The organism is Colwellia psychrerythraea (genome assembly GCF_000764185.1).
Classification (GTDB): domain Bacteria; phylum Pseudomonadota; class Gammaproteobacteria; order Enterobacterales; family Alteromonadaceae; genus Colwellia; species Colwellia psychrerythraea_B.
Map to the genome: position 1 here is coordinate 237311 of NZ_JQEC01000016.1, position 21665 is coordinate 258975.

Genomic DNA, 21665 nt, shown 5'->3' on the forward strand with positions numbered 1-21665 from the left:
CTATCTTGCGCTAATTTGTCACACGTTAATTTAATTAACGTTGGTTTAGCATATTAAAGAATTAGCATAAGCAGGCTGGTAAACACTTACTAGAATAATCACATTGCTAACAAGATAATCACTACTATATAAGTATTAAAAGCAATGGAAAACAAAGTAGCATCACTTCACACGGATATAGACACAGTACTTAATAACTATGATTTTGACTTTTCAAAAGTAGAAATTACCACGTTAGGTAATGGCCATATTAATAATACTTATAAATTAATCACCCCTGATTTTGAATTTGTCTTGCAGCAAATTAACCACGATATATTTCCTAAAACCGTTGAATTAAGTAGTAACGCACAAAAAATCAACTTGCACTTACTCGCACAAAAAAAAACGGGTAATTATCCGTTAACAGTACCTGGGCAAGTATTGAGCAAAACAGGCGAAACGTGTCTCAAAATTGGCGCTAATTACTGGCGTTTAATGGAGTTTATTAGTGGCTCTTATACCCTAGAAGAAGTTGAATCTGTTGAGCAGGCAGCGCTTGTTGCAACAGCCTTCGCACAATTTAGTTGTGCGTTGAGTGACTTCCCCGCAAATGACATCGCTGTCATCATTAAAGACTTTCACGACATTAGTTTTCGCATGGCTCAGCTTAAAGCAGCAGTAGAAAATAATCATCAAGATCGTTTAGCTGACTGCCAAGCTTTAGTAAATTTTTGTTTTGGCCAACAAAAATTTATTGACCACGTTATCGACATTAGTAAAAAATTACCGCTGCATGTAACCCACAACGATACTAAGATAAATAACCTATTATTTACCACGGGTGATAAACCATGTGCTGTTATTGATCTTGATACCTGTATGCCAGGGCTATTAATGCATGATTTTGGCGACATGGTCAGAACGTGTTGCAGCAATCTTGCCGAAGACGATACCAGCACAGATAAGATGTTCCTCAAGCTAGATATATTCGAAGCCCTGATTCAAAACTATCAAAATGCTTTTGGTGATAAAATAACGGCGCTTGAAAAAGAGAGCTTAATCGTTGGTGCAAAGTTATTACCCTTCATTATCGGTACACGCTTTTTAACAGACCATTTAAATGGCGATAACTATTTTCAAGTAAGTCGTGAGAATCACAATTTAGATCGTGCTATCAGCCAAGTACAATTGTTTAACTTAGTCTGTGAAGCTGAGCCTGAGTTAGTGAAGTTAGCTCAGTAAGCATTGTTACCAGCAAATTATCTAGTGTGAAAATCATTCTGCTGTTACCATAATATAGTTTATTAATTTAAAAGGATATTTTATGAGATTTGGCTATTTTTTGATATGCGTTCTTCTGCTTTCAGCATGCGGAGAAGGTGGCTCATCTGATAATAAAATATCACCCGAGCATTCAGAATTAATTTACCTTAAAAGTCACTCTATAAACGACTTAATAAAATTAGATGATGGCACGCTATGGAGTATTGTCGGTTTATCACTCGGTGATGGCACGCTTAGTGCTGGAGAAGCAGACGTTATCATTTATGATAACCCAAATGATTTTGGTGAGCCTAATCAGGGTGTAAAAGGGCAATATTATGTATTTATTAACAATACCGCCGCTAGCTTTTACATTGACCCAATTCAAACCCCTACTATTTTACAACAAGGAAATATAGCGTTAGCACCATTATCCGTAGGAAGCGTAATGTTATTAGATGATGACTCAATATGGAGAGTTGACGGTATTGACTATTCAGATGTTAATACTGGGGGTATTTTTGATTACACACTGTATGATGTAGGAAGAAATTTTCCTGATCTAACATCACAAACTACTGAAAAACTAGGTGAATTTAGTGATTGGTATTTATATAATGAATACGCACCTTTTGGTTATTACCTTGAGCCTTTAACGAAAGCAACCATTATATGGCAAGGCCTGCATACTTTTTACTCTGAAGGTGAAAATGATTCAATACTGTTGAGTGATGGCTCTTTATGGCTGATTACCGGGGCATTCGCGCCAGCAACCACTGCTTCAGGAGAGTATTCAATAACACTGATTCAAAATGTAAATTTGTTAGATGAGCCTATCCTTGGCGACACAGCTGAAACAGTGATGTACATACAAGGGCACGAAACCGCTTTTTACCTTAAAAAAATATAAGCGACTGTAGAGGTGTGCATTACACCTCTAAATTACCTATCTAACTTACACCTCTAAATAAGTGAGTTAACAAACTAAACACAACAGAATAGCTCCAAGACAAAACTATTCACTACAACAACGAATCCCCTCTTCCCCCTTGTTCATTGAAGTTACAGATCATTAGATAACGTTCAAGCAACTGAAAAAACTTAAGTTTTAAGATTATTCGCTTATCTTTTTCTCCCCCCATTTGTCATTACCCTTTGTTGTGATACTTCTGTGATTAATTTACTAACAAAAAGTGATAAAAGCGTGATCTCCCAGCGATAATTCACCGACATACTCTCTCTTACTTTAACAATATTAGCTTTAACAAAAGTAAGTCTAACTACAAAGGAAAGTATCATGAAAGTAATCAAGCAATCACCAATTAAGTCGACATTAAGTCTACTAGCACTAGCGCTAGCAAGCTCAACGACAATGGCACAAGAATTATCAATTACTGTTACTAATTTAACGCAAGGTTTGCATTTTACCCCGGTAATTACAGCTGCCCATACTAGCGACAATCACCTTTTTATGGCGAGCGAAATGGCCAGTGTTGAACTACAAACTATGGCTGAGGGTGGTGATATTTCAGGTTTAGTCAGTATGTTAACCAATAGCGATGCCAATATTAATGAAAATCCTGCTGCCGGTTTATTAGCGCCGGCAATGTCAGCAAGTTTTAACTTAACCAATGATAGTGCCAATACCCACTTATCTCTTGCTGCCATGATATTGCCTTCCAATGATGGCTTTGTCGGTTTAGATAGCTGGAAAATACCCGAAGAAGCTGGCACTTATACAGTTTTTTTAAATGCCTATGATGCAGGCACTGAAGCCAATGATGAAATTCGCGGCAGTGGCGCACCCGGTGAAGCTGGTATGCCCGTACCACCGCCACTTGATGCCAGTATAGGCATGAATGGTACAGGCATTACCGATATGGAATCGAATAACAAAGTACATATTCATCGCGGCAGTTTAGGTGATGATGATATGACTGCAGGTAAAAGTGATATTAACAATAGCGTGCAACGCTGGTTAAACCCCGTTGCTAAACTTACCATTACCGTGCAATAAGGGGGCATCATGTTAACCTTTACCACTCATAAAAAGATAACCAATAAACTTACTCAGCAATTACTTCTTGTCAGCTTACTTACCTTGGGCCTAGCGGCTTGTAATGATAGTGATAATGATAATTCTCCTGAGGAAGTGGTTGTTGTACCTGTAACACCCGCTATGGAATATAGCTACTCTCTCACATTGACGAACCTAACCTATGGTCAACCTTTATCACCTGTTGCAGTAACACTGCACGGTGATACAAGAATGTGGCAAGTAGGCCAAGCAGCTTCAGTTGCTTTAGAAAAATTAGCTGAAAGTGGTGATAATACTGATTTTATTTCACTAGAGGATAACCTTGCATCAACATCAGCTGAAGGCCCTCTTCTGCCTGGCTCAAGCGTTACTTTGAACATCAGTACCACAGAGCCAATGGCAGATTATTTAACCGTTGTCACTATGTTAGTGAATACAAATGACGCTTTCTCGGGTCTTACTGGAGTAGATATATCAACATTAGCGCTTAACCAAGAAAAATCATGGCGATTAAATGTCTATGATTCAGGTACCGAAAAGAATAATGAAGCCGTCGGTACTATTCCAGGCCCAGCAGATGGCGGGGTTGGTTATGATTCTACACGCGATGATATCGACTTAGTCGGCTATCATCCTGGTGTAGTTAGCAAAGATGATGGTCTATCAAGCTCAGTATTAACTCAGGCGCATCGTTTTGATAATCCTGCAGTTAAACTAACCATTACTCGAACTAAGTAGTGCGCTAGGCCAAGATACCAAGCGGATTAATTAATTGACTAACTTAGAGCTACAGTAGTGAACTTAGAGCAAACAAAATTTGTTAAACATAGTTATTCTATATTTCATTGATTTTGTGATGTTATCAGTTTTCTAATGAGCTCCCGGAGGGCGAGTTTAAAAGGCTTAAAGGCGGCGTTATTGATTTTGACAAGGAATAACCATTCTCTGTAATCAATACCTTGCCTTTAACCTTTTAATTCTCGCTAAGTTGTCACTTAATTGGTTCGCTTGGTATAGGTGGTTTTGGCCACTCATTGGCCACACTATGAAAGATAAAATTTTAATCATTGAAGACGAAATTGATATTGCTAAGCTTATTAAAGTGCACTTATCTGAATTAGATTTACACTGCGATATTTGCACCCAAGGTGAGCAAGCACTGCAACAAGCTTTAACACAAGACTATCAACTTATTTTACTTGATGTCATGTTGCCAGGCATTAGCGGGCTAGATATTTGCCGACAAGTAAGACAAGAAAAACCCTTGCAATCAATTATTATGCTGACCTCTAAAACCTCAGAAATTGATCGTATATTGGGCCTTGAATTAGGTGCTGATGATTACATGACCAAGCCATTTAGTATTCGTGAATTACAGGCTCGTGTAAGGAGTCAGTTACGTAGAGTACATGCCCTAAGAGCAAAGAATTCCGCCAGTGATAATGAGCAAGTTAATACAGCTAATAAATCTCAGGAGCAAACTCAGGTAGAGCAAATGCCGACATCGATAGGACAGCTGCAAGTTGATCATCGATATCATCAAGTAACTTATAAAAATAAAACCATCAACTTAACCGCGACAGAATTTGAGTTGATAGATTTTTTCTGTAAACACCCTGATCAGGTGTTTTCACGCGCTCAATTACTCGATGGTGTTTGGGGCTACCATCACAATGGCTATGAACACACAGTTAACTCCCACATTAATCGCCTTAGAAGTAAACTTGAAGAAAACTGTACTGAGCCAAAAATAATTCAAACCGTCTGGGGAGTGGGTTATAAACTTAATTCCGCCGGCGTAATGCCAGTGGCGACATCTTAAATGAGTATTGATAATAAGGACTTTCTTTAGATGAAAATATCACTTTACCAACGTTTAGCCTTAACTCTCTGTGCCGCTTTCATCATAATGGCCTCATTACTCGTCGCTTGGAGTAATTCTTTGGTACAAAAATCAAAGTACCAGGCAGAGCAAAAATTACACGTAAACTTAGCTGAACATTTAGCTCACGATAACCCCTTATTACAAGACGGCGTTTATGATAAAAAAGCCCTAGAAAACCTTTTCCATACCCTTATGTTACTAGGTCCTGCTTTTGAATTTTACTTCCTTGATGCAGAGGGTAATATTTTAACCTACTCTGCGGATGCCGCTAAAATAAAGCGAAAATCTGTTTCATTAATACCACTCAAGCAGCTAATAGCCAAACCTGAACAAGTACCGGTTTTTGGTGATGACCCTCGTGGGTTTAACAATAAGAAAATATTCTCTGCTTCCCCCGTATATCAAGGTGAACTGCTGCAAGGTTATTTATACATAATTATTGGCGGTGAAATTTATGATTCCATCTTTAGCCAAGTACAAGCTGATAAAGATTTACAAAAATATGGCGCCTTTGTTATCGCCAGCTTGTTGTTATTATTGTTAGTTTTATTAGCGGTATTTCATTATTTCACTAACCCGGTAAGGGAGCTGGCAAAACAAATGCAGGCACTTAAAGCTGTGCAATTTGATCAAACAAAAATAGAGCTAAAACAATGGGGGTCTACCACAAACCCCAGTATTAATAATAATGAAGTGCACTTTCTTGGCGCTACTTTCAACGACATGGTTGTACAAATTAATCAGCAATTCTCTTTATTAACTGAAAATGACCGAATGCGTCGAGAATTATTAGCTCACTTGTCCCACGACTTACGAACACCACTAGCGACTATGCAAGGCTATATTGAAACCTTAGCAATCAAAGGAAATAATTTATCTGATACTGAGCAACAAGAGTATTTAGCGACTGTGCAGCGTAATGTTAGCCAACTTAAACGCCTTATTGACCAAATATTTGAATTAGCACATTTAGAAAATGGTCAAGTGACTGTTAGTTTAGAGACCTTTGCCATAGGTGAACTGCTACATGACATTCTGGCAAAATTTACTTTAAAAGCTGCCGATAAAAACATTGCTTTAACGTTACAGCCGCAACCATGTCAATTTATTGTTTATTCTGATATTGCGAAGTTAGAAAGAATCATGACCAATTTATTAGAAAATGCCATCAGACATACCGATATCGGTGGTGAGATAGTCATGACAGTAACGCAACTAACATCACAGGTTAAAGTGAGCGTTACTGATAATGGTAGTGGAATTAGTAAGGAGGATATTGCCTATATATTTGATGCTAGATATCGGGCAAGTAACGCCATAGAAGATAATATTCAACATACTGGTTTGGGCTTAGCGATCAGCCAAAAGTTATCTCAAGTGCTCAATTCCGAACTTACGGTTAACAGTGTCCTTGGTAATGGCAGTAGTTTTTCATTATCCTTACCCACGCTAAAGCCATAAGTTTTTGACAGGTCATTTGATTTCAAGCAAAGCGTAAGTGGATTAGTCAATAATGCGATATATTTCCCATTTAGGTGTACCAGAAACAACATAAGGCTCTAAGTTTTTACTCCATTCAAGATGAGAGTCTATCTGAGCCAATTTTTGCCAAGCATCATTGAGCTCGGTTAAATTTGCAATCGTTATTTCTGAAATAACACTCGACTCTAATGCGCCAACAGAGCCCACTAAAATACGAGAGTTTTCTTTAGTCCAACCTATTTGCGAGCCAACCTCATTGAACCATTTAGTTAAGGAGTCAACCACTTCAGGTTTGTGACCAAATTTAGCATCAATACACCACCTTGCAACCATCATTACTATATCTCCAACAGAGAAAAATCATACTCGATAAGTATGATTCATCTAAATGGAATTTCCATTTCAGCCGTTATTTAGTATTTACCCCGCTGTAAAGAAAATGGCGTAATTTAATGTTTATCGCTTATACCTAGTAAGGTTTCAAGGTTAACAAAATGATAACCTTGCGCTTGGTAATGAGCAATAATTGCGGGTAATGAGTCAACTGTATTTTGCCTATTACCGCCAGCATCATGCATTAAGGTGATCACTTCCTCATGTTGATTGTTAATCAATTCACTTTCAATTTTTTCAATACTATTTAATGCCGGATTCCAATCCCTTGAGTCTACCGACCAAAGTATTACTTTCATGCCCTTTGCCGCTAAATGTTCAATTTGTTCATCTGAAATTTCGCCATAAGGCGGTCGGTAAAATCGTGGCATGATATTAAATAATTGTAGAAATTCATCATTAGTTTTTGCCACTTGTTGTTGCCATAAATCCTCACCGGAATAACTCATACCATTGGCATGGTCCCAGCTATGATTAGCTATCGTATGACCTGCTATTATACTGCGCTTAACGACTTCCTGGTAATTAGCTAAATTCTGCCCTTGCCAAAAAAAACTTGCTGGCACCTGTGCTTTTTCCAGCACGTCTAAAATTTTTGTCGTGTACTCTGACGGACCATCATCAAAAGACAAGGCAATCAGTTTTTGGTGATTTAAACCTTCAATAAAATAACTACCTAGGTATAAACTGGCTTGGCGAGCAAGCTCTTCGATAGCAATTTGATCGGGTACATTACCGGTTCGTACATATTGCTCCGGCTTTTTAATCGCTTTATTTTCACCATCGAGCCAAGATAAAAACATGCTACTCGCCAGACTATAGCTATTACTAGCATTACTGCCGTTATAAAAGGAAAAGTGCTGTGACACCAAATAATAACCAACTGCATTGGCTGTACCTTGTTCACTGAACGACGTATCATCAAACCAGTTTTCAATAAGTACGCCATCTTCGAGACCAGATTTCACCTGTGTCAATGCAGCCAGCAACTCAGACTGTTCGATTTCAACCGAAAATGTAATTTCATCTGCAGGTAAAGTTTGCTTTAAAAAATGTAAAGCTAAACCTCGAGAAACTAAACGCTCAAAGATACTATTGTCATGTTGATATTTTATACGCTCACTCTGATAAATAATGTTACTTAGCTCGGCTGATAACAAAGTATTGCTCTTTGAATTTTCAAGCAAGGCATCAACATTTAACATAACAAGAATGACGCCATCACCGACAAGGGTAAAACTTGCTTGCTCAACGCCCTCATCACTGTTAACTGATGACACTGGACTGAAAAGTATCTTTTTATAAAGCGCTGGCGCACCTGAAGAGCTTAACTGACTAAAGGCAAAGTTTTGCTGAGTAAAGGTTTTATTTATCTGCGGAATGATTAGCTGTAAACTTGTCTGTAGTACTACCGGGATATTACTACTATTTGGCCAGTAAACTTGTAAGCCTGATTGTTCATAACCAGTTAAAGTAATTAACTTATAAACTTCATCGGTAGAATTAATACTTTGAGTAAAATTTGTTTGAATTATAGTGCTTTGCGTAACTATTCCGCCAGTACCTACAGTGATATCCACAGGCGTTGAGCTAGAATCGCCACAGCCAGAAAGTAAAATGCTAAACATCACTACACCAGCGACTAATCCCAAAGAATGTCCTGTTATTAATCTTTTATATCGTTGAAAAGTCTGAGCTAAAAACCACATAAATACCCTTTTATAACTCCTTCATTAACGATTAAATTACGTGGCTTTTTCTTGTTAAGCAAGTGATTGTTTTTAATAAAATACTTATAAAATTTCAACTAGGAATAGCTAACTTTTACTGGGATAGTTAACACCCGTTTGCCTTTATGTTTAAGCCAGAAATAAATTAAAACAAAGGTTAATAAAGCAAAGCTAATGGTTATACTGGCACTTAACGGTGCAGCCATAAAATTACCTATTTGATAACATAAGGTAGCCACCAAATATGCAAAAGTAAAACTCCACACGGCAGCAAATCCTGCCCAGCGACTACCCACTTCATTTTTGATTGCTCCCATCGCAGCAACACAAGGGGTATAAAGTAAAATAAACAATAAATAGCTAAAAGCGCCTAACTGACTAACAAAAGCTAACTGCATTCGCTGGTAAGTGCTTAATTCAACCCCTTGCTCTTGGGCGGCAAGGTTTAAGTCACTAATTTCACCAACGCTAATACCCAAAGGATCGTCAGGGGCAATGCCTAATAAATTTTCTTTGATACTATCAGTCGCCTCTTGCCAGCTTTGTATTAACGATGGCTGCTCTTGATCTTCTCCTGCATGAGGTGAGTATAAATTATTAAAGGTAGCAACCAATACTTCCTTAGCAAAAATACCGGTGATAATACCTACGCCTGCTTGCCAATTATCCTCTTGAACGCCCATGGGTGCCAATAACGGCATAACCACTTTAGCACTTTGGCTTAATACTGAATTTTCACTATCTTGGTGACCAAATTGACCGTCAGTGCCAATAGAATTAAAAAAGTTTAATAAACACACCACAATGACAATGGTTTTACCTGCGCCAGTGACAAAACCACTAGTACGTTGCCATACACGCTGACTAAGGTCAGATATTTTTGGCATTTCATAATGAGGTAATTCCATAATATTTAATGAGGCTGTGCCTGATAAAACGGTTTTCTTTAATAAGAAGCCGGTAAATATCGCAGCGGCAATACCAACTAAATACAATAAAAACACTAAGTTTTGACCATTATCAGGAAAAAATGCCGCAGCAAATAATGCATACACAGGTAACCTTGCCCCACATGACATAAAGGGGGACATCATTATCGTAGTAATACGCTCTCGCTCACTATCAAGGATTCTTGCTGACATTACTGCAGGCACAGTACAACCAAAGCCAACAATTAGCGGCACAAAAGCTTTACCAGGCAAGCCAATTTTTTGCATAACACTGTCAACGACAAAGGCCGCACGTGCTAAATAACCAGAGCTTTCTAAAAGTGATAAGCCGATAAACAAACAGGCAATAACCGGAATAAAGGTTGCTACGGTTTGTATGCCACTACCAAAGCCCTCAACAATTGTGAGTAGCCACTGTGGTAAGTCTAATGGTGCGAGAAAATGTAAGGGATAAGCAACAAACAAGGTGCCGCTAAGAATATCAAAGAAGTCGATAAAAGCACTGCCGACGTTAATGGCAAACATAAAGAGTAAATACATTACCCCCAGAAATACCGGCACTCCCATTATTGGATGTAAGACAATACTATCAATTCTTTCTGAAAAGGGTTTGTCACTCGAGCTAGGATTGGCAAAAGCAGCGTTAGTTGTTTCAACACTACTCACACGCGCCAACATGTCGGTAATGAAGTCATAACGGGCTTGCATTGTCTTGATATTTTTTTTGGCTTCTTGTCCTTTATTTTTGTCTAAACTAACACCATCCACAATACTTTGATGACTAGCTGATAGCTTAGCTGTCACTTGACTAAGTGCTTGTTGTACTTCTGCTAAGGCTTCACCACGTTGAGCACTTATGGCTATAACTGGGCAACCTAGTTCAGCAGATAACTGCTCTAAGTCAATCTCTAAATGTTTTTGTCTATCGCTTTTATTAAGTACCACTATCATAGGTACTCCCAACTCAAGCAACTGACTGGTTAAATACAGCTGCCTACTAAGTTGGCTAATATCAACAACATTCACTAAACAGTCAATATCACTATTTTGCAAAAAGGTCTGAGAAATAGTCAGGTCTTTACCCTGCTCTCTTTGTCGTTCTAGTGAACTCAAACCGGGTAAATCTGATAGAAAGGCAGCTTGATTAAGCAAGGTAAAACTAGTTTTTTTAGCCGCAACCGTCACACCTGACCAATTGCCTACTTTTTGCTTACTTTGGTTTTTGTTGTTTTCATGGCCAGATAATAACAGGTTAAATAAAGTACTTTTGCCTGAGTTGGCAAAACCAACCAGAGCGAAATGTTTTGATTGTTTCACGGAAAGATTCTTTTGAGTTTGATTGTTATAAATGTATTAGCGGGTTAATCAACTTACTGCTTAAGTCATTAATTAAAGGCTAACGCCTATTTGTTCTGCGATAGCACGTTGAATACTAATTTTGGTATTATGCAAGCGAAAGGCCATAGGGCCCTTAAATGGCGCTTTATGTGCTAATGATATGTGAGAGCGCAGCGTAAAACCTTGCTCAATCAATTGAGCGGCAATAGCTTCATCTTTAGGTAAGACACTAATTTTAGCTAGTTTGTTAAGGGGAAGTTCTGCTAGAGTCATGGTATAAGTCCAAAAAACATTTCATTAACCCATAACAGGTAATCTAAGAATTAATGATAATTACTATTATTTAGATAATAGCATTAGCCTGAAAAAATCAATAGTAAAACAACGTAACCAATCATGATATTGCTCAAACAAAACGCATCATTAACTAGGGATATTTATGAAAGATCCTATTAAGGTATGTAGCGAATGGGTTACTCGCGCTTTCATAGGAAATGAGCTTTAGCTAACGACAATTATTTATAATAATTGTCGGCCAACTCTATTCCACTGATAAAATGACTATAATTAATACCGTTGCGCTACCTACATGTAATAACTCACAGTCATAAAGGCTACAAGCAGACCTACCCGAGAGCTAGTTATATGAAAAAAAAGATTAAAACTAATGTGCTAGCAAATCAAAAAAGACTAAGTTCAAAGTTTTTTTTCGTTTTAATATTTTTGTGCTTTAGTTTAAATAGTTATGGCTACACATTAGACAAAACCTCTGCTTGGATGCAAAACCCTCTTGGTAAAATTGATGAGTTAAATAAGAAGGATCCAGCATTAGCTTTAGCCTTTTCTAAAAAACTCGTAGCTGAAAACCTGCAAAAGATGACGGACTTTGATAAAGCCACCTTATTTAGCAAGATGGCGCAACATAACTACATATTAGGGCACTACAGAATTAGCCAAGGATTACTAGACAAAGCATATGCCCTAAAAACAAATTTAAAAACTGATACTGGGATTTCAATGTTATTGACTCAGGGTGGCATCATGGATGAATTGGGTAACTCCGGGCAGGCCATGGAGAAATACTTGCTCGCGGAGAAATATGCTAAAGCAAATGAAAACTCAAGACTCCTTGCTGATAGTTATGCTTACATGGCTTACTCATATTCAATTAACCATAAAGATACTCTTGCCCTAAAGCATTATCATCAAGCTTACTTACAACTTGAAAAGATAGGTGATGAATTAGGTTTAGCTTATTTGAAAGCTGAAATGGCTAACTCCTATTCTCTATTATTTGATGATATCAATGCAGTAAAGTTAGCAAAAGAAGCCAGTGATTATTTTAAAAAACATCAATATTATTTTGATGAGTTGTTTGTACAAACTGCTTTAGCCAAAATTCATCTACGTAAAAAGGATTACTCAAAGGCTGAAGCGACTTACCTAAGAGTTATTGAATTAACAAAAAAAACCAATCAAACAGAGTATGTTTACTTAGCATATCTAGGGTTAGCTGATACTTACCATCACTCTCAACAACACGACAAAGCTCGTATTTTTTGGCATAAATACAAAGGAGAATACCCTGACTATGAAAATCCTTCCGCTGAAGTTGGCGCAATTGTCTTAGCAGCTAAACTTGAAATCGCTGATAACAATATAAAAGCAGCAATAGAAGCATTAACGAAAGTTGAAGCGATACTTGCACCTTTAGGTAAGCAAAATGCTCTCAGCTGGTATATTCAGCTTTATGACTTACAAGGCAAGATTGCAATTACTAAAGAAGATTATAAAACGGCATACTTCAAGCAAGAACAAGCAAGAGAACTTTTAAAAAATTATTATAACGCTGAGCGCGAAACTGTACGTTCAAAATATAAAGTCATGTTTGATACCGACCAAGCTATTTTGAAAAATAAATTATTAGAGCAAGACAAGGCATTAAATCAAGCCTCGTTAGAAAGTGCGGCACAAAAGCAGAAATTACAAAATATGATAATAATCGTTATTTCGTTATTTGTATTCGTACTGGTTTATTTTATGTATAGGCAAATACTTAATAGCAAAGCTCTGAATAAAATAGCCAATACAGATAGCTTAACTGAGCTAGCAAATCGTAGGTTTACCTTTATTTATGCCGAAAAAATGTTATTACAAGCAAACAAGAATGAGCAGCAATTTTCTATGGTGATGTTTGACGTAGACCATTTCAAGCAAGTCAATGACAACTTTGGCCATAGCGGTGGTGATATTGCATTAAAAGAGCTTACATCAACAGCCAATGAATATGTGCGATGTCATGATATTTTAGGGCGTATAGGTGGTGAAGAATTTTTACTCATATTACCTGAAGCCAACTCAGCTCAGGCTTATGAAATAGCTGAACGTATTAAGCTTGCTATTGAACATAAAGTAATGAATATTCAGGGCAAATCATTACAAATTACCGCAAGCTTTGGTATTGCACAACTAACTAAAACACAAAATAGTTTCAGTCAAATATTTAACAATGCCGATATGGCTTTATACCAGGCTAAAAACCAAGGCCGAAACCAAATTGTCATAGCCAAGCAAAGTTCAGGTTAAGTTGATGTTGGTATTTGTTAAACAAGTGCTTAGTTAAGGCATTCATATGATCGACAAAGCTTAACTGTTCAGTTATTTGAATAGTGGAAAAGTTTGCCGTTCGGTAAGTAAAAGCCTGATAGCTTGATAATCGTCATGGCAAGCATTGCAGTTTTTTTGTAGCGCTTGGTGTTTAACTAATACCGAATAAAAGTCACCCTGATCGCCAGAAATTTTTAACTAGTCTTTATTGAGTTCCCTAGCAACTTCCTCAGCGGCTCAGCGGCTCAGCGGCTTGATTTAGCATAAAAAAGAGCCCAAAAGGCTCTTCTGTGTAATCAACAAATAAATAATTTTTAATTAAAAAGCAAAACGCACACCAATGGCGCCATCAACACTGAATTTAAAACTATCATCAAAGTTTGCTACGGGTTGTACTTGGCCGTATAAATCCCAACCTTTGGCAAAATACCAAGAAACACCTACAGGCGTTCGAACACCATAACCATGGTCCCAGCCAGCCCAACCGCCGCCCCCCACATACCAAGTCAATGGTGTTTCATTATTAAATTTTCCGGTTTTTACTAAGTAATCGACTGCAAAACCACTATCACCAAGCACAATATTGTAACTATCTATTTGTGCAACAAGGCTTAAGTCCATATCTAACGCAACACCAACTTTAACACTGGCTTGGGTAAAGCTAGACAGTGACAAAGTAAGTATTGAAATGCCTAATAAAAATAGTTTTTTCATGTGAATTCCTGAGATGTAGGAGAAGTTGTAATTAGGGTCGGCGTCATTGTAATCATTATTTACTGCAAAACAAGGGAAAGCAGATCACTTTTTAGCTATAGCGCCATCTTATTACTAAAATGTTACTACTAGTTGACTAAAGTGTTACTGCTACTTGTTAACGTCGATCACAGACATTACTATGAGACACGATTTATAACTATTTACCGTACAGTCAGGTTAACCATGCTTAAAAAAATAACAAAGAAAAACACAACGAAACTATTTGCTCTTATTGGTATTGTCACTGCTAGCTTCAGCTTTATTAACCCTGCTAATGCTACTATCGTAGAATTTCAAACCTCACAAGGTAACTTTCAAGTTAACTTGTTTGATACAACTACCCCTAAGACAGTAAGTAACTTTCTTAGTTATGTTAATGATGAACATTACACCAACTCTGTTGTTCATCGAGTTGCTAAAGACTTCGTGGTTCAAGCTGGCGGTTATGAATTTTCCGGTGAATGGCCATTAACGCCTCTAGTTGCAAGTGCCTCGGTGATAAACGAGCCAGTTTACTCTAATGTTAAAGGCACAATAGCCATGGCCAAACAAGGCGGTAACCCTAATAGCGCTACTAACCAATGGTTCTTTAATTTAGAAGATAACAACGACACTTCAAACCCTGATAACTTAGACCGACAAAATGGTGGTTTCACCGCGTTTGGCCAAGTTATTGGTGACGGCATGTTAGTAGTAGAAAAAATAGCTCTGCTTGATCTTTGTACTGCGGGCAGTTTACAAGGTGTGCCCATGGTAATTGATGACAACCAAACATGTGCTGATATGACTGTGCCTGGTATGGAAAACTTTGTTGTGATTGAAAGAATTACCATTATTGATAATTCAGAGGTTACTGATGCTGATTTACACCCTTTGTTATCAAAATATCCAGATAGCGATGGTGATGGCGTAAAAGACATTGATGATGCCTTCCCAAGTGATCCATCTAAAAGTGTTCCTGATGTTGAAGACAGTGGCGGTTCATTTACTTGGTTTTCGCTGATGGTATTAGCGCTAGTATCAACGAGAAAGCGCTTTATTAAAAGCTAGACGCATAGTCAGTTCAAATAAAGTACAATAAAAAAGCAGCGTATCGTTCTCGATATCGCTGCTTTTATTTCAGCTTAAACTTTGAGTATTCTAATTTAGAAAAAATTAACTTAGAATCACCTCACTTATTGTAGCCTAACCTCTTCTACTCTATATTCGGGTACTGTTAACCTCTAGTGAATTCTGGGTAAGCTTCCATACCACAGTCAGAGATATCAACACCTTCATATTCTTCTTCAGCACTTACACGAATACCGATAATTTTCTTCAGAGCAAACCAGACTATAAAGCTGGTAACAAATACCCAAACAAAAATAGTTGCAGCGCCAATTAACTGGCCGCTAAAAGAAGAACCTGAGTTAGTGATTGGCACAATCATCAAACCAAAGAAACCAACCACACCATGGACAGATATAGCACCTACGGGATCATCAATTTTCACTTTATCTAAGGCTAAGATAGAAAGTACCACGATAACACCGGCAATAGCGCCAAACACGGTCGCTTGTAATGGTGACGGTGTTGAAGGCTCGGCAGTGATAGCTACTAACCCAGCCAATGCACCGTTTAATGTCATGGTTAAATCGGCTTTCTTAAACAATATTTTAGCAAACACAAGGGCTGAAATGGCGCCTGCTGCAGCGGCAGCATTGGTATTTAAAAACACCATAGCCACTGAATTAGCACTATTAATATCGGCTAGCTTTAATACTGAACCACCATTAAAGCCAAACCAACCCATCCATAAAATAAAAGTTCCTAAGGTTGCCATAGGTAAGTTAGCACCAGGAATGGCATTTACTTTACCGTCTTTACCGTATTTACCTTTACGAGCACCAAGTAATAAAACACCCGCTAATGCGGCAGAAGCGCCAGCCATATGAACAATGCCTGAGCCAGCAAAATCAGAGAAACCTAAGTCACTTAAAGTATATAAACCGAAAACTGCTTCACTGTTCCAAGTCCAGCTACCTTGCATAGGGTAAATAAAACCAGTTAATACCACAGTAAAAGCTAAAAAAGCCCATAATTTCATCCGCTCAGCAACAGCACCTGAAACAATTGACATAGCGGTTGCAACGAATACTACTTGGAAGAAGAAATCAGCTGCATTGGAATAAACAGCGCCACCATCAAATCCAGCTTCTGCAGACTCTGCTAGCACAGTACTAACCAATGCATCAGCATCACTCGCACCGTCAAGACCAATGCCATTTAAGAAAACACCACCGCCATACATAATATCGTAACCAACAATAAGGTACATAATGCAGGCAATAGCATATAGTGCGACGTTTTTGGTTAGGATTTCAGTAGTGTTTTTAGCGCGTACTAAGCCAGCTTCTAACATAGAGAAACCTGCAGCCATCCACATTACCAAGGCACCACACATAAGAAAGTAAAAGGTATCTAAAGCGTATTGTAATTGAAAAATATTTTGTTCCATGATTACTCTCCCTTAAAGTGCTTCAGAGTCTTGCTCGCCCGTACGAATACGGATAGCATGCTCTAGATTAAAAACGAAGATCTTACCGTCACCTATTTTTCCGGTGTAAGCCGCTTTAGTAATGGTTTCGACTAAACGCTCAACCAGATCATCATTAACAGCAATTTCCAACTTCACTTTAGGTAAAAAGTCGACTTGGTATTCCGCGCCGCGATATAGTTCGGTATGACCCTTTTGACGGCCAAAACCTTTGACCTCACTGACTGTGATGCCTTCAACACCGACTTCAGAAATGGCTTCTCTGACATCGTCTAGTTTGAATGGCTTAATGATTGCGCTAATTAGTTTCATGCTTACCCCTAGTTATCGTTTTTATATTTCTAATAACCTGATAATACAATTCATATGCCAATATGATTTAGCTATATTTATTAATGACTTAGATTTATATTAAAACTGAAGGTAGACTTAAACGCACCAATGTCGTGCAGATAAATATCTCACTGAGATCATCTGGTGCAACGCTTTAGCGCTAAAGTAGGAGATTTTTATCGAGCAAGCTCTCGAGAGGATAGATTAAGGTTCAATAAGGGTAGAGAACTCTAGTTTTTAACTATTATAAAGTGCGGTAAAACCTTTAACCGAAAAACCATTGAGTAATTGATCACCAACCTTTAAAACAGGTACGCCTCGTAGGCCTGTTGCCGCAAATTCTTTTTGTCCCTTACCGGTTTTAATATTACACAACCTAAAGGCAATGCCTTGTTGTTCAAGGTAACGTTTTGCCGTTTGACAATGAGGACACTTGTCTGTGCTATATAAGACAACACGTTTCATACTAAACCCTTATTTTTAGTGATTCATCAAAAGATACTATTAACTATTTTACCTTAAATTCAAGCTTGGTCTGTAGTCTTTTATTAGGCCGATTTTTTAATTACTCGATAATGGCGCCAATAAAATACAAAACACTGTTTTATAGACTAAAGTTGTAGCAAAGCTTGATGCAAATCAATATAGTGATCCTAATCAAAAACATATATTAACAACTTGATTTAAATCAAACTATTTAACTCTATGGGGTGTAAAAATCACCTCATCAGTTATCAACACCTATAATAATAATCGAAAAGATAACTAATTCACTTAAAAAACATGACCCTAGGATCTTATTATGAAAAAAGCAGTAAACAAGTTTACCTTATCATTAATCACTACCGCTATTTTAGCGGCTCCTACCGTCTTTGCTGGTGAAACTGAACATGGCAAAGGCATTACACAAGCCCTTAGCGACAGTACAGTTAATGTTGAGTTACGTGCTCGTTATGAAGGCGTAGACCAAGATGGCATAGACAAAGATGCCTCAGCAGCAACATTAAAAAGCCGTATTACCATTAAAACAGGCAGCTATAACAATTTTTCAATGGGTTTAGAAGTTGATAAAGTTGATGCCCTTGTCGATGATTACAACAGTAAAAAAAATGGTAATAGCCAATACCCGGTTGTTGCTGATCCTCAAGGCACAGATGTAAACCAAGCTTATATTAAATACGCCAATGATGGCTTTAGTACCGTTGTTGGTCGTCAACGTATTTTACACAATAACCAACGTTTTGTTGGTGGTGTTGGCTGGCGTCAAAACGAACAAACCTATGACGGCGTTCGTGCACAATATAAAGCCGATGCTTTCTCAGTAGATTATAGCTATATCCAAAACATCAATGACATTACCGCCAACAATGTTAAAGGTGACTTCCACTTAGTTAATGCTAATTATAATATTAATAAAGCCCATAATATATCAGGTTTTGCCTACCTTTTAGATTATGATGCGATAGAGCAATATAAAAACTCGAGCAGTACTGTAGGTGCCTTATACAAGGGTAAATTTGGCAAGTTTTTAGTTAATGCTAGCTTAGCGAGTCAAAGTGATAATGGTGATAACCCAATGAACTATTCTGCTATGTATATTAATGCTGAAGCGGGTTATAACTTTGGTCCAGTAACCGTATTAGGTGGTTATGAATTATTAGGTAGTGATAATGGTGTTGGTTTTAACACGCCATTAGCAACAAAACATAAATTTAACGGTTGGGCCGATAAGTTTTTAGGCACACCCAGTGAAGGCCTACAGGACGTTTATTTGACTGCTAAAGGTAAAGTATCAGGTGTAAAATGGTCAGCAACTTACCATGATTTCTCCTCTGACGTAGATAGTATTGATTTTGGTAGCGAGCTTAACTTAGTGGCTACTTATCAAATTAACAAAAACTACGGCGTATTAGTAAAAGCAGCTAATTATGGTGAAGGCGATGACGGCGTATCGCCAACTGACACCAACAAAATATGGCTACAACTAACGGCTAAGTTCTAATTACTGGTAATATAATCGTTACAAATTAGTAAGATATAACGATAAAAAAAGAAACCAGCACAAGCTGGTTTCTGGTTTTATACCCAGCCATTTTCCCCTCCTTTTTTATCCCTTCACTGATCCTGGCATTTTATCTTGTCATTACATTGCCCCCCCCCAATAAAACCATTAGAATAGCGGCGAATTTTATCAGCTGTTAGGCGAAACTTTTTGTTATTAATGATCGACAATTACGACTCATTTACTTTTAACCTAGTGCATTATTTTCAGGCGCTCGGTCAAGAAGTTGTTGTCTTTAGAAATAATGAAATTAGCATTGAAGAAATTGAACAGTTAAAACCGCAATATATTGTTATATCACCTGGTCCTTGTGATCCAGACTCTGCCGGTATTTCTCTTGCTGTCGTTGGAAAATTTTCCGGAAAAATCCCGTTATTAGGGGTTTGTTTAGGGCATCAATGTATTGCGCAACACTTTGGCGCAAAGGTTGAAAAAGCAAAACGAGTAATGCATGGTAAAACGTCAAAAATTCGCCATATTCAGCAAGGTATATTTACTCACTTAAATCAACCACTACAAGTCACCCGTTACCATTCATTAATTGTTAACAAAAAATCATTACCTAACGAGCTTGCTGTCACCGCGTGGAGTGAAAATGAACAAGGTGATCTAGATGAAATTATGGCATTAGCGCATAAAACGCTGCCTATATGCAGCGTGCAATTTCATCCCGAATCAATACTCACAGAACAAGGGCAAAATTTATTAGCAAATTTCATCAAGCAATTTAAAAATTACCCGATAAGCTAATAACAGAAGCTTTTTAGAGTAAAGCCAGATAAAGTAGCACTTTACTCATCAAAAGCGCTAAACTTAACGCATTCCATGCTCAATTTTTTACTCTAGGTAAGCAATACACTCTCTATGCAAATTTTTGAAAACGACCCAATTGTAGCCACTATATACCAACGCGCAATTAGCCTCTCTATCTGTAAAGATTTTGCGGAAAAGCAAAGTGGAAAAATCTCTATGGTTGATCGTCAAGGTAGCGAACAAGCAAACCGCCGCCGAGAGCTATTATCTGTTGAAGTACAAGCGCAACAAGAAAAAATCATTGCAAAACATGGAGAAGAGCATTTCCGCAAACAAATTAAACAGAGTTTTTTTAGCCGTGTTCGTACAAAAATCAATAGTGACTTTGATAATAAAGAACACCTTTATCATCAGGTATTAGGTATTGAAGACGCTTGCCCTGCCATTCTCGATATTTTATCTGCTCGCGCTGCTTCAGTTAACCAAATTAAAGACCTTGCCGCGTCTTTATCATGGTTAACTATCGATTTAATAAGTTTAGTCAATAAACCACAATACCGAAAACGTGCTGACGTACAAGTTACCGATGCGAAGCTGGCATTAAGTTATATAGGTTTAGACAATTTAAAATTGGTAATGCCAACGTTTACACTTAAACATTGGCTACCAACAAGTACCGCACCCTATGGTTTAATGAAAAGAAAGCTATGGAATGATAGTTTATCTATTGCCTTAGCTTCTCGCGCATTAGCCAAAGAACAAGGTCTCGATGATTTCTCCGCTTTTACCACAGGTATGTTATCAAATATAGGCAGGCTTGCTGTTACCCGTTGTTATTTAACTACCTTTAGTGACATGTATAAAGAAGAAGTTCGCGAGGCTTTTGAAAGTAAAGATAAGGTATTACACAATGTTTTATCCAAAATTGAAGCGAGTGAAGAATTACTACTTGAGCAACTTGTTATGCGTAGCTCACAGTTATCTGCTGATTTAATAGAAAAAATGGCATTTAGACGCCTTGGCATAACCGAGCCTATTTTTGATTTAGCCTATGCTGATAGTATTGATAAAATGCATCCAATAGCGCAAGTGGTTGCTAAAGCAAAAGCTTTTGTAGCCTTTCGCGCATTAGCAAAAGAAGACTTGATAGACAGTGATGAAAGTAAAACATTACTAAGCGCTGCTAATTTAACGCCAGCTGAAATTTCTTTATTGAAAAAGAGCGATATTGACCATATTAAGCTCAATTTTAATTAAATTAGCTGATTTTGTCGTCAATTTACGACAGTTTTCCATTTTTAAGCTAATTTATTTCTGATTAATTATTAAAAAATCATGCCAAGGGACTTTCATCAAGCAAGCGCTTATGCCCTCACTACCCCCCTTATTTCAACAAAACAATCCCACTCTATAAATATTCATGTTTTCTGAATAAAATAGGCTAAGCCTTTGCTTTGTCTGGGCTGCAGACCCGCATAGCAAGACAAGTAGATTGATTTCTGTCATACTATCGCTCTATTTTTAACGCGCTGTTAATATTTTTCACTATATTTAGAT

General features: G+C 37.6%; 19 protein-coding genes. 11 read left to right on the top strand and 8 right to left on the bottom strand.

All coding sequences use genetic code 11. The annotated features are described in order from the left end of the window. The first annotated feature begins 144 nt into the window (after nucleotides 1-144). The 6 genes from GAB14E_RS13955 to GAB14E_RS13930 all read left to right on the top strand — a co-directional run bounded on the left by GAB14E_RS13955 (nucleotide 145) and on the right by GAB14E_RS13930 (nucleotide 6629). Nucleotides 145-1224 carry a phosphotransferase enzyme family protein gene (locus tag GAB14E_RS13955; RefSeq protein WP_052093610.1) on the top strand — a complete coding sequence of 360 codons (1080 nt, stop codon included), beginning with the start codon at nucleotides 145-147 and terminating at the stop codon, nucleotides 1222-1224. Between the two features lie 82 nt (nucleotides 1225-1306). Next, nucleotides 1307-2155 carry a hypothetical protein gene (locus GAB14E_RS13950; RefSeq protein ID WP_033081868.1) on the top strand — a complete coding sequence of 283 codons (849 nt, stop codon included), beginning with the start codon at nucleotides 1307-1309 and terminating at the stop codon, nucleotides 2153-2155. A 387-nt stretch (nucleotides 2156-2542) separates the two neighbouring features. Then, nucleotides 2543-3262, top strand: a complete 720-nt coding sequence (locus tag GAB14E_RS13945) for a spondin domain-containing protein (protein WP_197061180.1) — start codon at nucleotides 2543-2545, stop codon at nucleotides 3260-3262. Nucleotides 3263-3271: 9 nt separating this feature from the next. After that, entirely contained in the window at nucleotides 3272-4021 is a 750-nt protein-coding gene (locus GAB14E_RS13940) for a spondin domain-containing protein (RefSeq protein ID WP_052093611.1), read from the top strand. Nucleotides 4022-4328: 307 nt separating this feature from the next. Beyond that, nucleotides 4329-5105 (top strand): response regulator transcription factor, encoded by a 777-nt coding sequence (locus tag GAB14E_RS13935; RefSeq protein ID WP_033081869.1) that lies wholly within the window; start codon nucleotides 4329-4331, stop codon nucleotides 5103-5105. A gap of 30 nt (nucleotides 5106-5135) precedes the next feature. After that, nucleotides 5136-6629, top strand: coding sequence for a sensor histidine kinase (locus tag GAB14E_RS13930; RefSeq protein ID WP_033081870.1), 1494 nt, complete (start codon nucleotides 5136-5138; stop codon nucleotides 6627-6629). 42 nt (nucleotides 6630-6671) lie between these two features. Here the strand turns inward: GAB14E_RS13930 and GAB14E_RS13925 are convergent, their stop codons facing one another. From GAB14E_RS13925 to GAB14E_RS13910, 4 genes are all read right to left on the bottom strand, one after another. Further along, nucleotides 6672-6986 carry a hypothetical protein gene (locus GAB14E_RS13925; protein ID WP_033081871.1) on the bottom strand — a complete coding sequence of 105 codons (315 nt, stop codon included), beginning with the start codon at nucleotides 6984-6986 and terminating at the stop codon, nucleotides 6672-6674. A gap of 113 nt (nucleotides 6987-7099) precedes the next feature. Then, nucleotides 7100-8752, bottom strand: coding sequence for a polysaccharide deacetylase family protein (locus tag GAB14E_RS13920; RefSeq protein ID WP_033081872.1), 1653 nt, complete (start codon nucleotides 8750-8752; stop codon nucleotides 7100-7102). A gap of 98 nt (nucleotides 8753-8850) precedes the next feature. After that, on the bottom strand, nucleotides 8851-11040 hold the full coding sequence (gene feoB / locus GAB14E_RS13915) for a ferrous iron transport protein B (protein ID WP_033081873.1): 2190 nt from the start codon (nucleotides 11038-11040) through the stop codon (nucleotides 8851-8853). 72 nt (nucleotides 11041-11112) lie between these two features. After that, the gene (locus GAB14E_RS13910) at nucleotides 11113-11334 is read right to left on the bottom strand and encodes a FeoA family protein (protein WP_033081874.1); all 222 of its coding nucleotides are present in this window, start codon (nucleotides 11332-11334) and stop codon (nucleotides 11113-11115) included. Nucleotides 11335-11706: 372 nt separating this feature from the next. On the opposite strand from GAB14E_RS13910, the gene GAB14E_RS13905 reads away from it, so the two are divergent. After that, nucleotides 11707-13647 (top strand): tetratricopeptide repeat-containing diguanylate cyclase, encoded by a 1941-nt coding sequence (locus tag GAB14E_RS13905; protein WP_033081875.1) that lies wholly within the window; start codon nucleotides 11707-11709, stop codon nucleotides 13645-13647. Nucleotides 13648-13986: 339 nt separating this feature from the next. Here the strand turns inward: GAB14E_RS13905 and GAB14E_RS13900 are convergent, their stop codons facing one another. Next, nucleotides 13987-14382 (bottom strand): hypothetical protein, encoded by a 396-nt coding sequence (locus GAB14E_RS13900; protein ID WP_033081876.1) that lies wholly within the window; start codon nucleotides 14380-14382, stop codon nucleotides 13987-13989. A 225-nt stretch (nucleotides 14383-14607) separates the two neighbouring features. Here GAB14E_RS13900 and GAB14E_RS13895 point away from each other — a divergent pair, with 225 nt between their 5' ends. Next, nucleotides 14608-15474 (top strand): peptidylprolyl isomerase, encoded by an 867-nt coding sequence (locus GAB14E_RS13895; RefSeq protein WP_052093612.1) that lies wholly within the window; start codon nucleotides 14608-14610, stop codon nucleotides 15472-15474. Between the two features lie 166 nt (nucleotides 15475-15640). Here the strand turns inward: GAB14E_RS13895 and GAB14E_RS13890 are convergent, their stop codons facing one another. From GAB14E_RS13890 to GAB14E_RS13880, 3 genes are all read right to left on the bottom strand, one after another. Then, complete coding sequence (locus GAB14E_RS13890) at nucleotides 15641-16921, bottom strand: ammonium transporter (RefSeq protein ID WP_033081877.1); 1281 nt, start codon at nucleotides 16919-16921, stop codon at nucleotides 15641-15643. Nucleotides 16922-16933: 12 nt separating this feature from the next. Further along, nucleotides 16934-17272: a P-II family nitrogen regulator gene (gene glnK / locus GAB14E_RS13885; RefSeq protein ID WP_033081878.1), complete on the bottom strand. Its 339-nt coding sequence runs from the start codon at nucleotides 17270-17272 to the stop codon at nucleotides 16934-16936. A gap of 258 nt (nucleotides 17273-17530) precedes the next feature. Continuing rightward, complete coding sequence (locus GAB14E_RS13880) at nucleotides 17531-17758, bottom strand: glutaredoxin family protein (protein ID WP_033081879.1); 228 nt, start codon at nucleotides 17756-17758, stop codon at nucleotides 17531-17533. Between the two features lie 337 nt (nucleotides 17759-18095). On the opposite strand from GAB14E_RS13880, the gene GAB14E_RS13875 reads away from it, so the two are divergent. The 3 genes from GAB14E_RS13875 to GAB14E_RS13865 all read left to right on the top strand — a co-directional run bounded on the left by GAB14E_RS13875 (nucleotide 18096) and on the right by GAB14E_RS13865 (nucleotide 21365). After that, nucleotides 18096-19295 (top strand): alginate export family protein, encoded by a 1200-nt coding sequence (locus GAB14E_RS13875; protein WP_033081880.1) that lies wholly within the window; start codon nucleotides 18096-18098, stop codon nucleotides 19293-19295. A gap of 210 nt (nucleotides 19296-19505) precedes the next feature. After that, entirely contained in the window at nucleotides 19506-20105 is a 600-nt protein-coding gene (locus tag GAB14E_RS13870) for an anthranilate synthase component II (protein ID WP_033081881.1), read from the top strand. Between the two features lie 114 nt (nucleotides 20106-20219). Next, nucleotides 20220-21365 (top strand): HDOD domain-containing protein, encoded by a 1146-nt coding sequence (locus GAB14E_RS13865; RefSeq protein ID WP_231562016.1) that lies wholly within the window; start codon nucleotides 20220-20222, stop codon nucleotides 21363-21365. The last annotated feature ends 300 nt before the right edge of the window (nucleotides 21366-21665 follow it).

Coding starts and splice junctions, on each gene's coding strand:
- GAB14E_RS13865 (WP_231562016.1), top strand. CDS start 20,220: ATGCAAATTTTTGAAAACGACCCAATTGTAGCCACTATATACCAACGC.
- GAB14E_RS13955 (WP_052093610.1), top strand. CDS start 145: ATGGAAAACAAAGTAGCATCACTTCACACGGATATAGACACAGTACTT.
- GAB14E_RS13905 (WP_033081875.1), top strand. CDS start 11,707: ATGAAAAAAAAGATTAAAACTAATGTGCTAGCAAATCAAAAAAGACTA.
- GAB14E_RS13945 (WP_197061180.1), top strand. CDS start 2,543: ATGAAAGTAATCAAGCAATCACCAATTAAGTCGACATTAAGTCTACTA.
- GAB14E_RS13925 (WP_033081871.1), bottom strand. CDS start 6,986: ATGATGGTTGCAAGGTGGTGTATTGATGCTAAATTTGGTCACAAACCT.
- GAB14E_RS13935 (WP_033081869.1), top strand. CDS start 4,329: ATGAAAGATAAAATTTTAATCATTGAAGACGAAATTGATATTGCTAAG.
- GAB14E_RS13895 (WP_052093612.1), top strand. CDS start 14,608: ATGCTTAAAAAAATAACAAAGAAAAACACAACGAAACTATTTGCTCTT.
- GAB14E_RS13950 (WP_033081868.1), top strand. CDS start 1,307: ATGAGATTTGGCTATTTTTTGATATGCGTTCTTCTGCTTTCAGCATGC.
- GAB14E_RS13930 (WP_033081870.1), top strand. CDS start 5,136: ATGAAAATATCACTTTACCAACGTTTAGCCTTAACTCTCTGTGCCGCT.
- GAB14E_RS13890 (WP_033081877.1), bottom strand. CDS start 16,921: ATGGAACAAAATATTTTTCAATTACAATACGCTTTAGATACCTTTTAC.
- GAB14E_RS13940 (WP_052093611.1), top strand. CDS start 3,272: ATGTTAACCTTTACCACTCATAAAAAGATAACCAATAAACTTACTCAG.
- glnK (WP_033081878.1), bottom strand. CDS start 17,272: ATGAAACTAATTAGCGCAATCATTAAGCCATTCAAACTAGACGATGTC.
- GAB14E_RS13900 (WP_033081876.1), bottom strand. CDS start 14,382: ATGAAAAAACTATTTTTATTAGGCATTTCAATACTTACTTTGTCACTG.
- GAB14E_RS13920 (WP_033081872.1), bottom strand. CDS start 8,752: ATGTGGTTTTTAGCTCAGACTTTTCAACGATATAAAAGATTAATAACA.
- GAB14E_RS13875 (WP_033081880.1), top strand. CDS start 18,096: ATGAAAAAAGCAGTAAACAAGTTTACCTTATCATTAATCACTACCGCT.
- GAB14E_RS13910 (WP_033081874.1), bottom strand. CDS start 11,334: ATGACTCTAGCAGAACTTCCCCTTAACAAACTAGCTAAAATTAGTGTC.
- GAB14E_RS13880 (WP_033081879.1), bottom strand. CDS start 17,758: ATGAAACGTGTTGTCTTATATAGCACAGACAAGTGTCCTCATTGTCAA.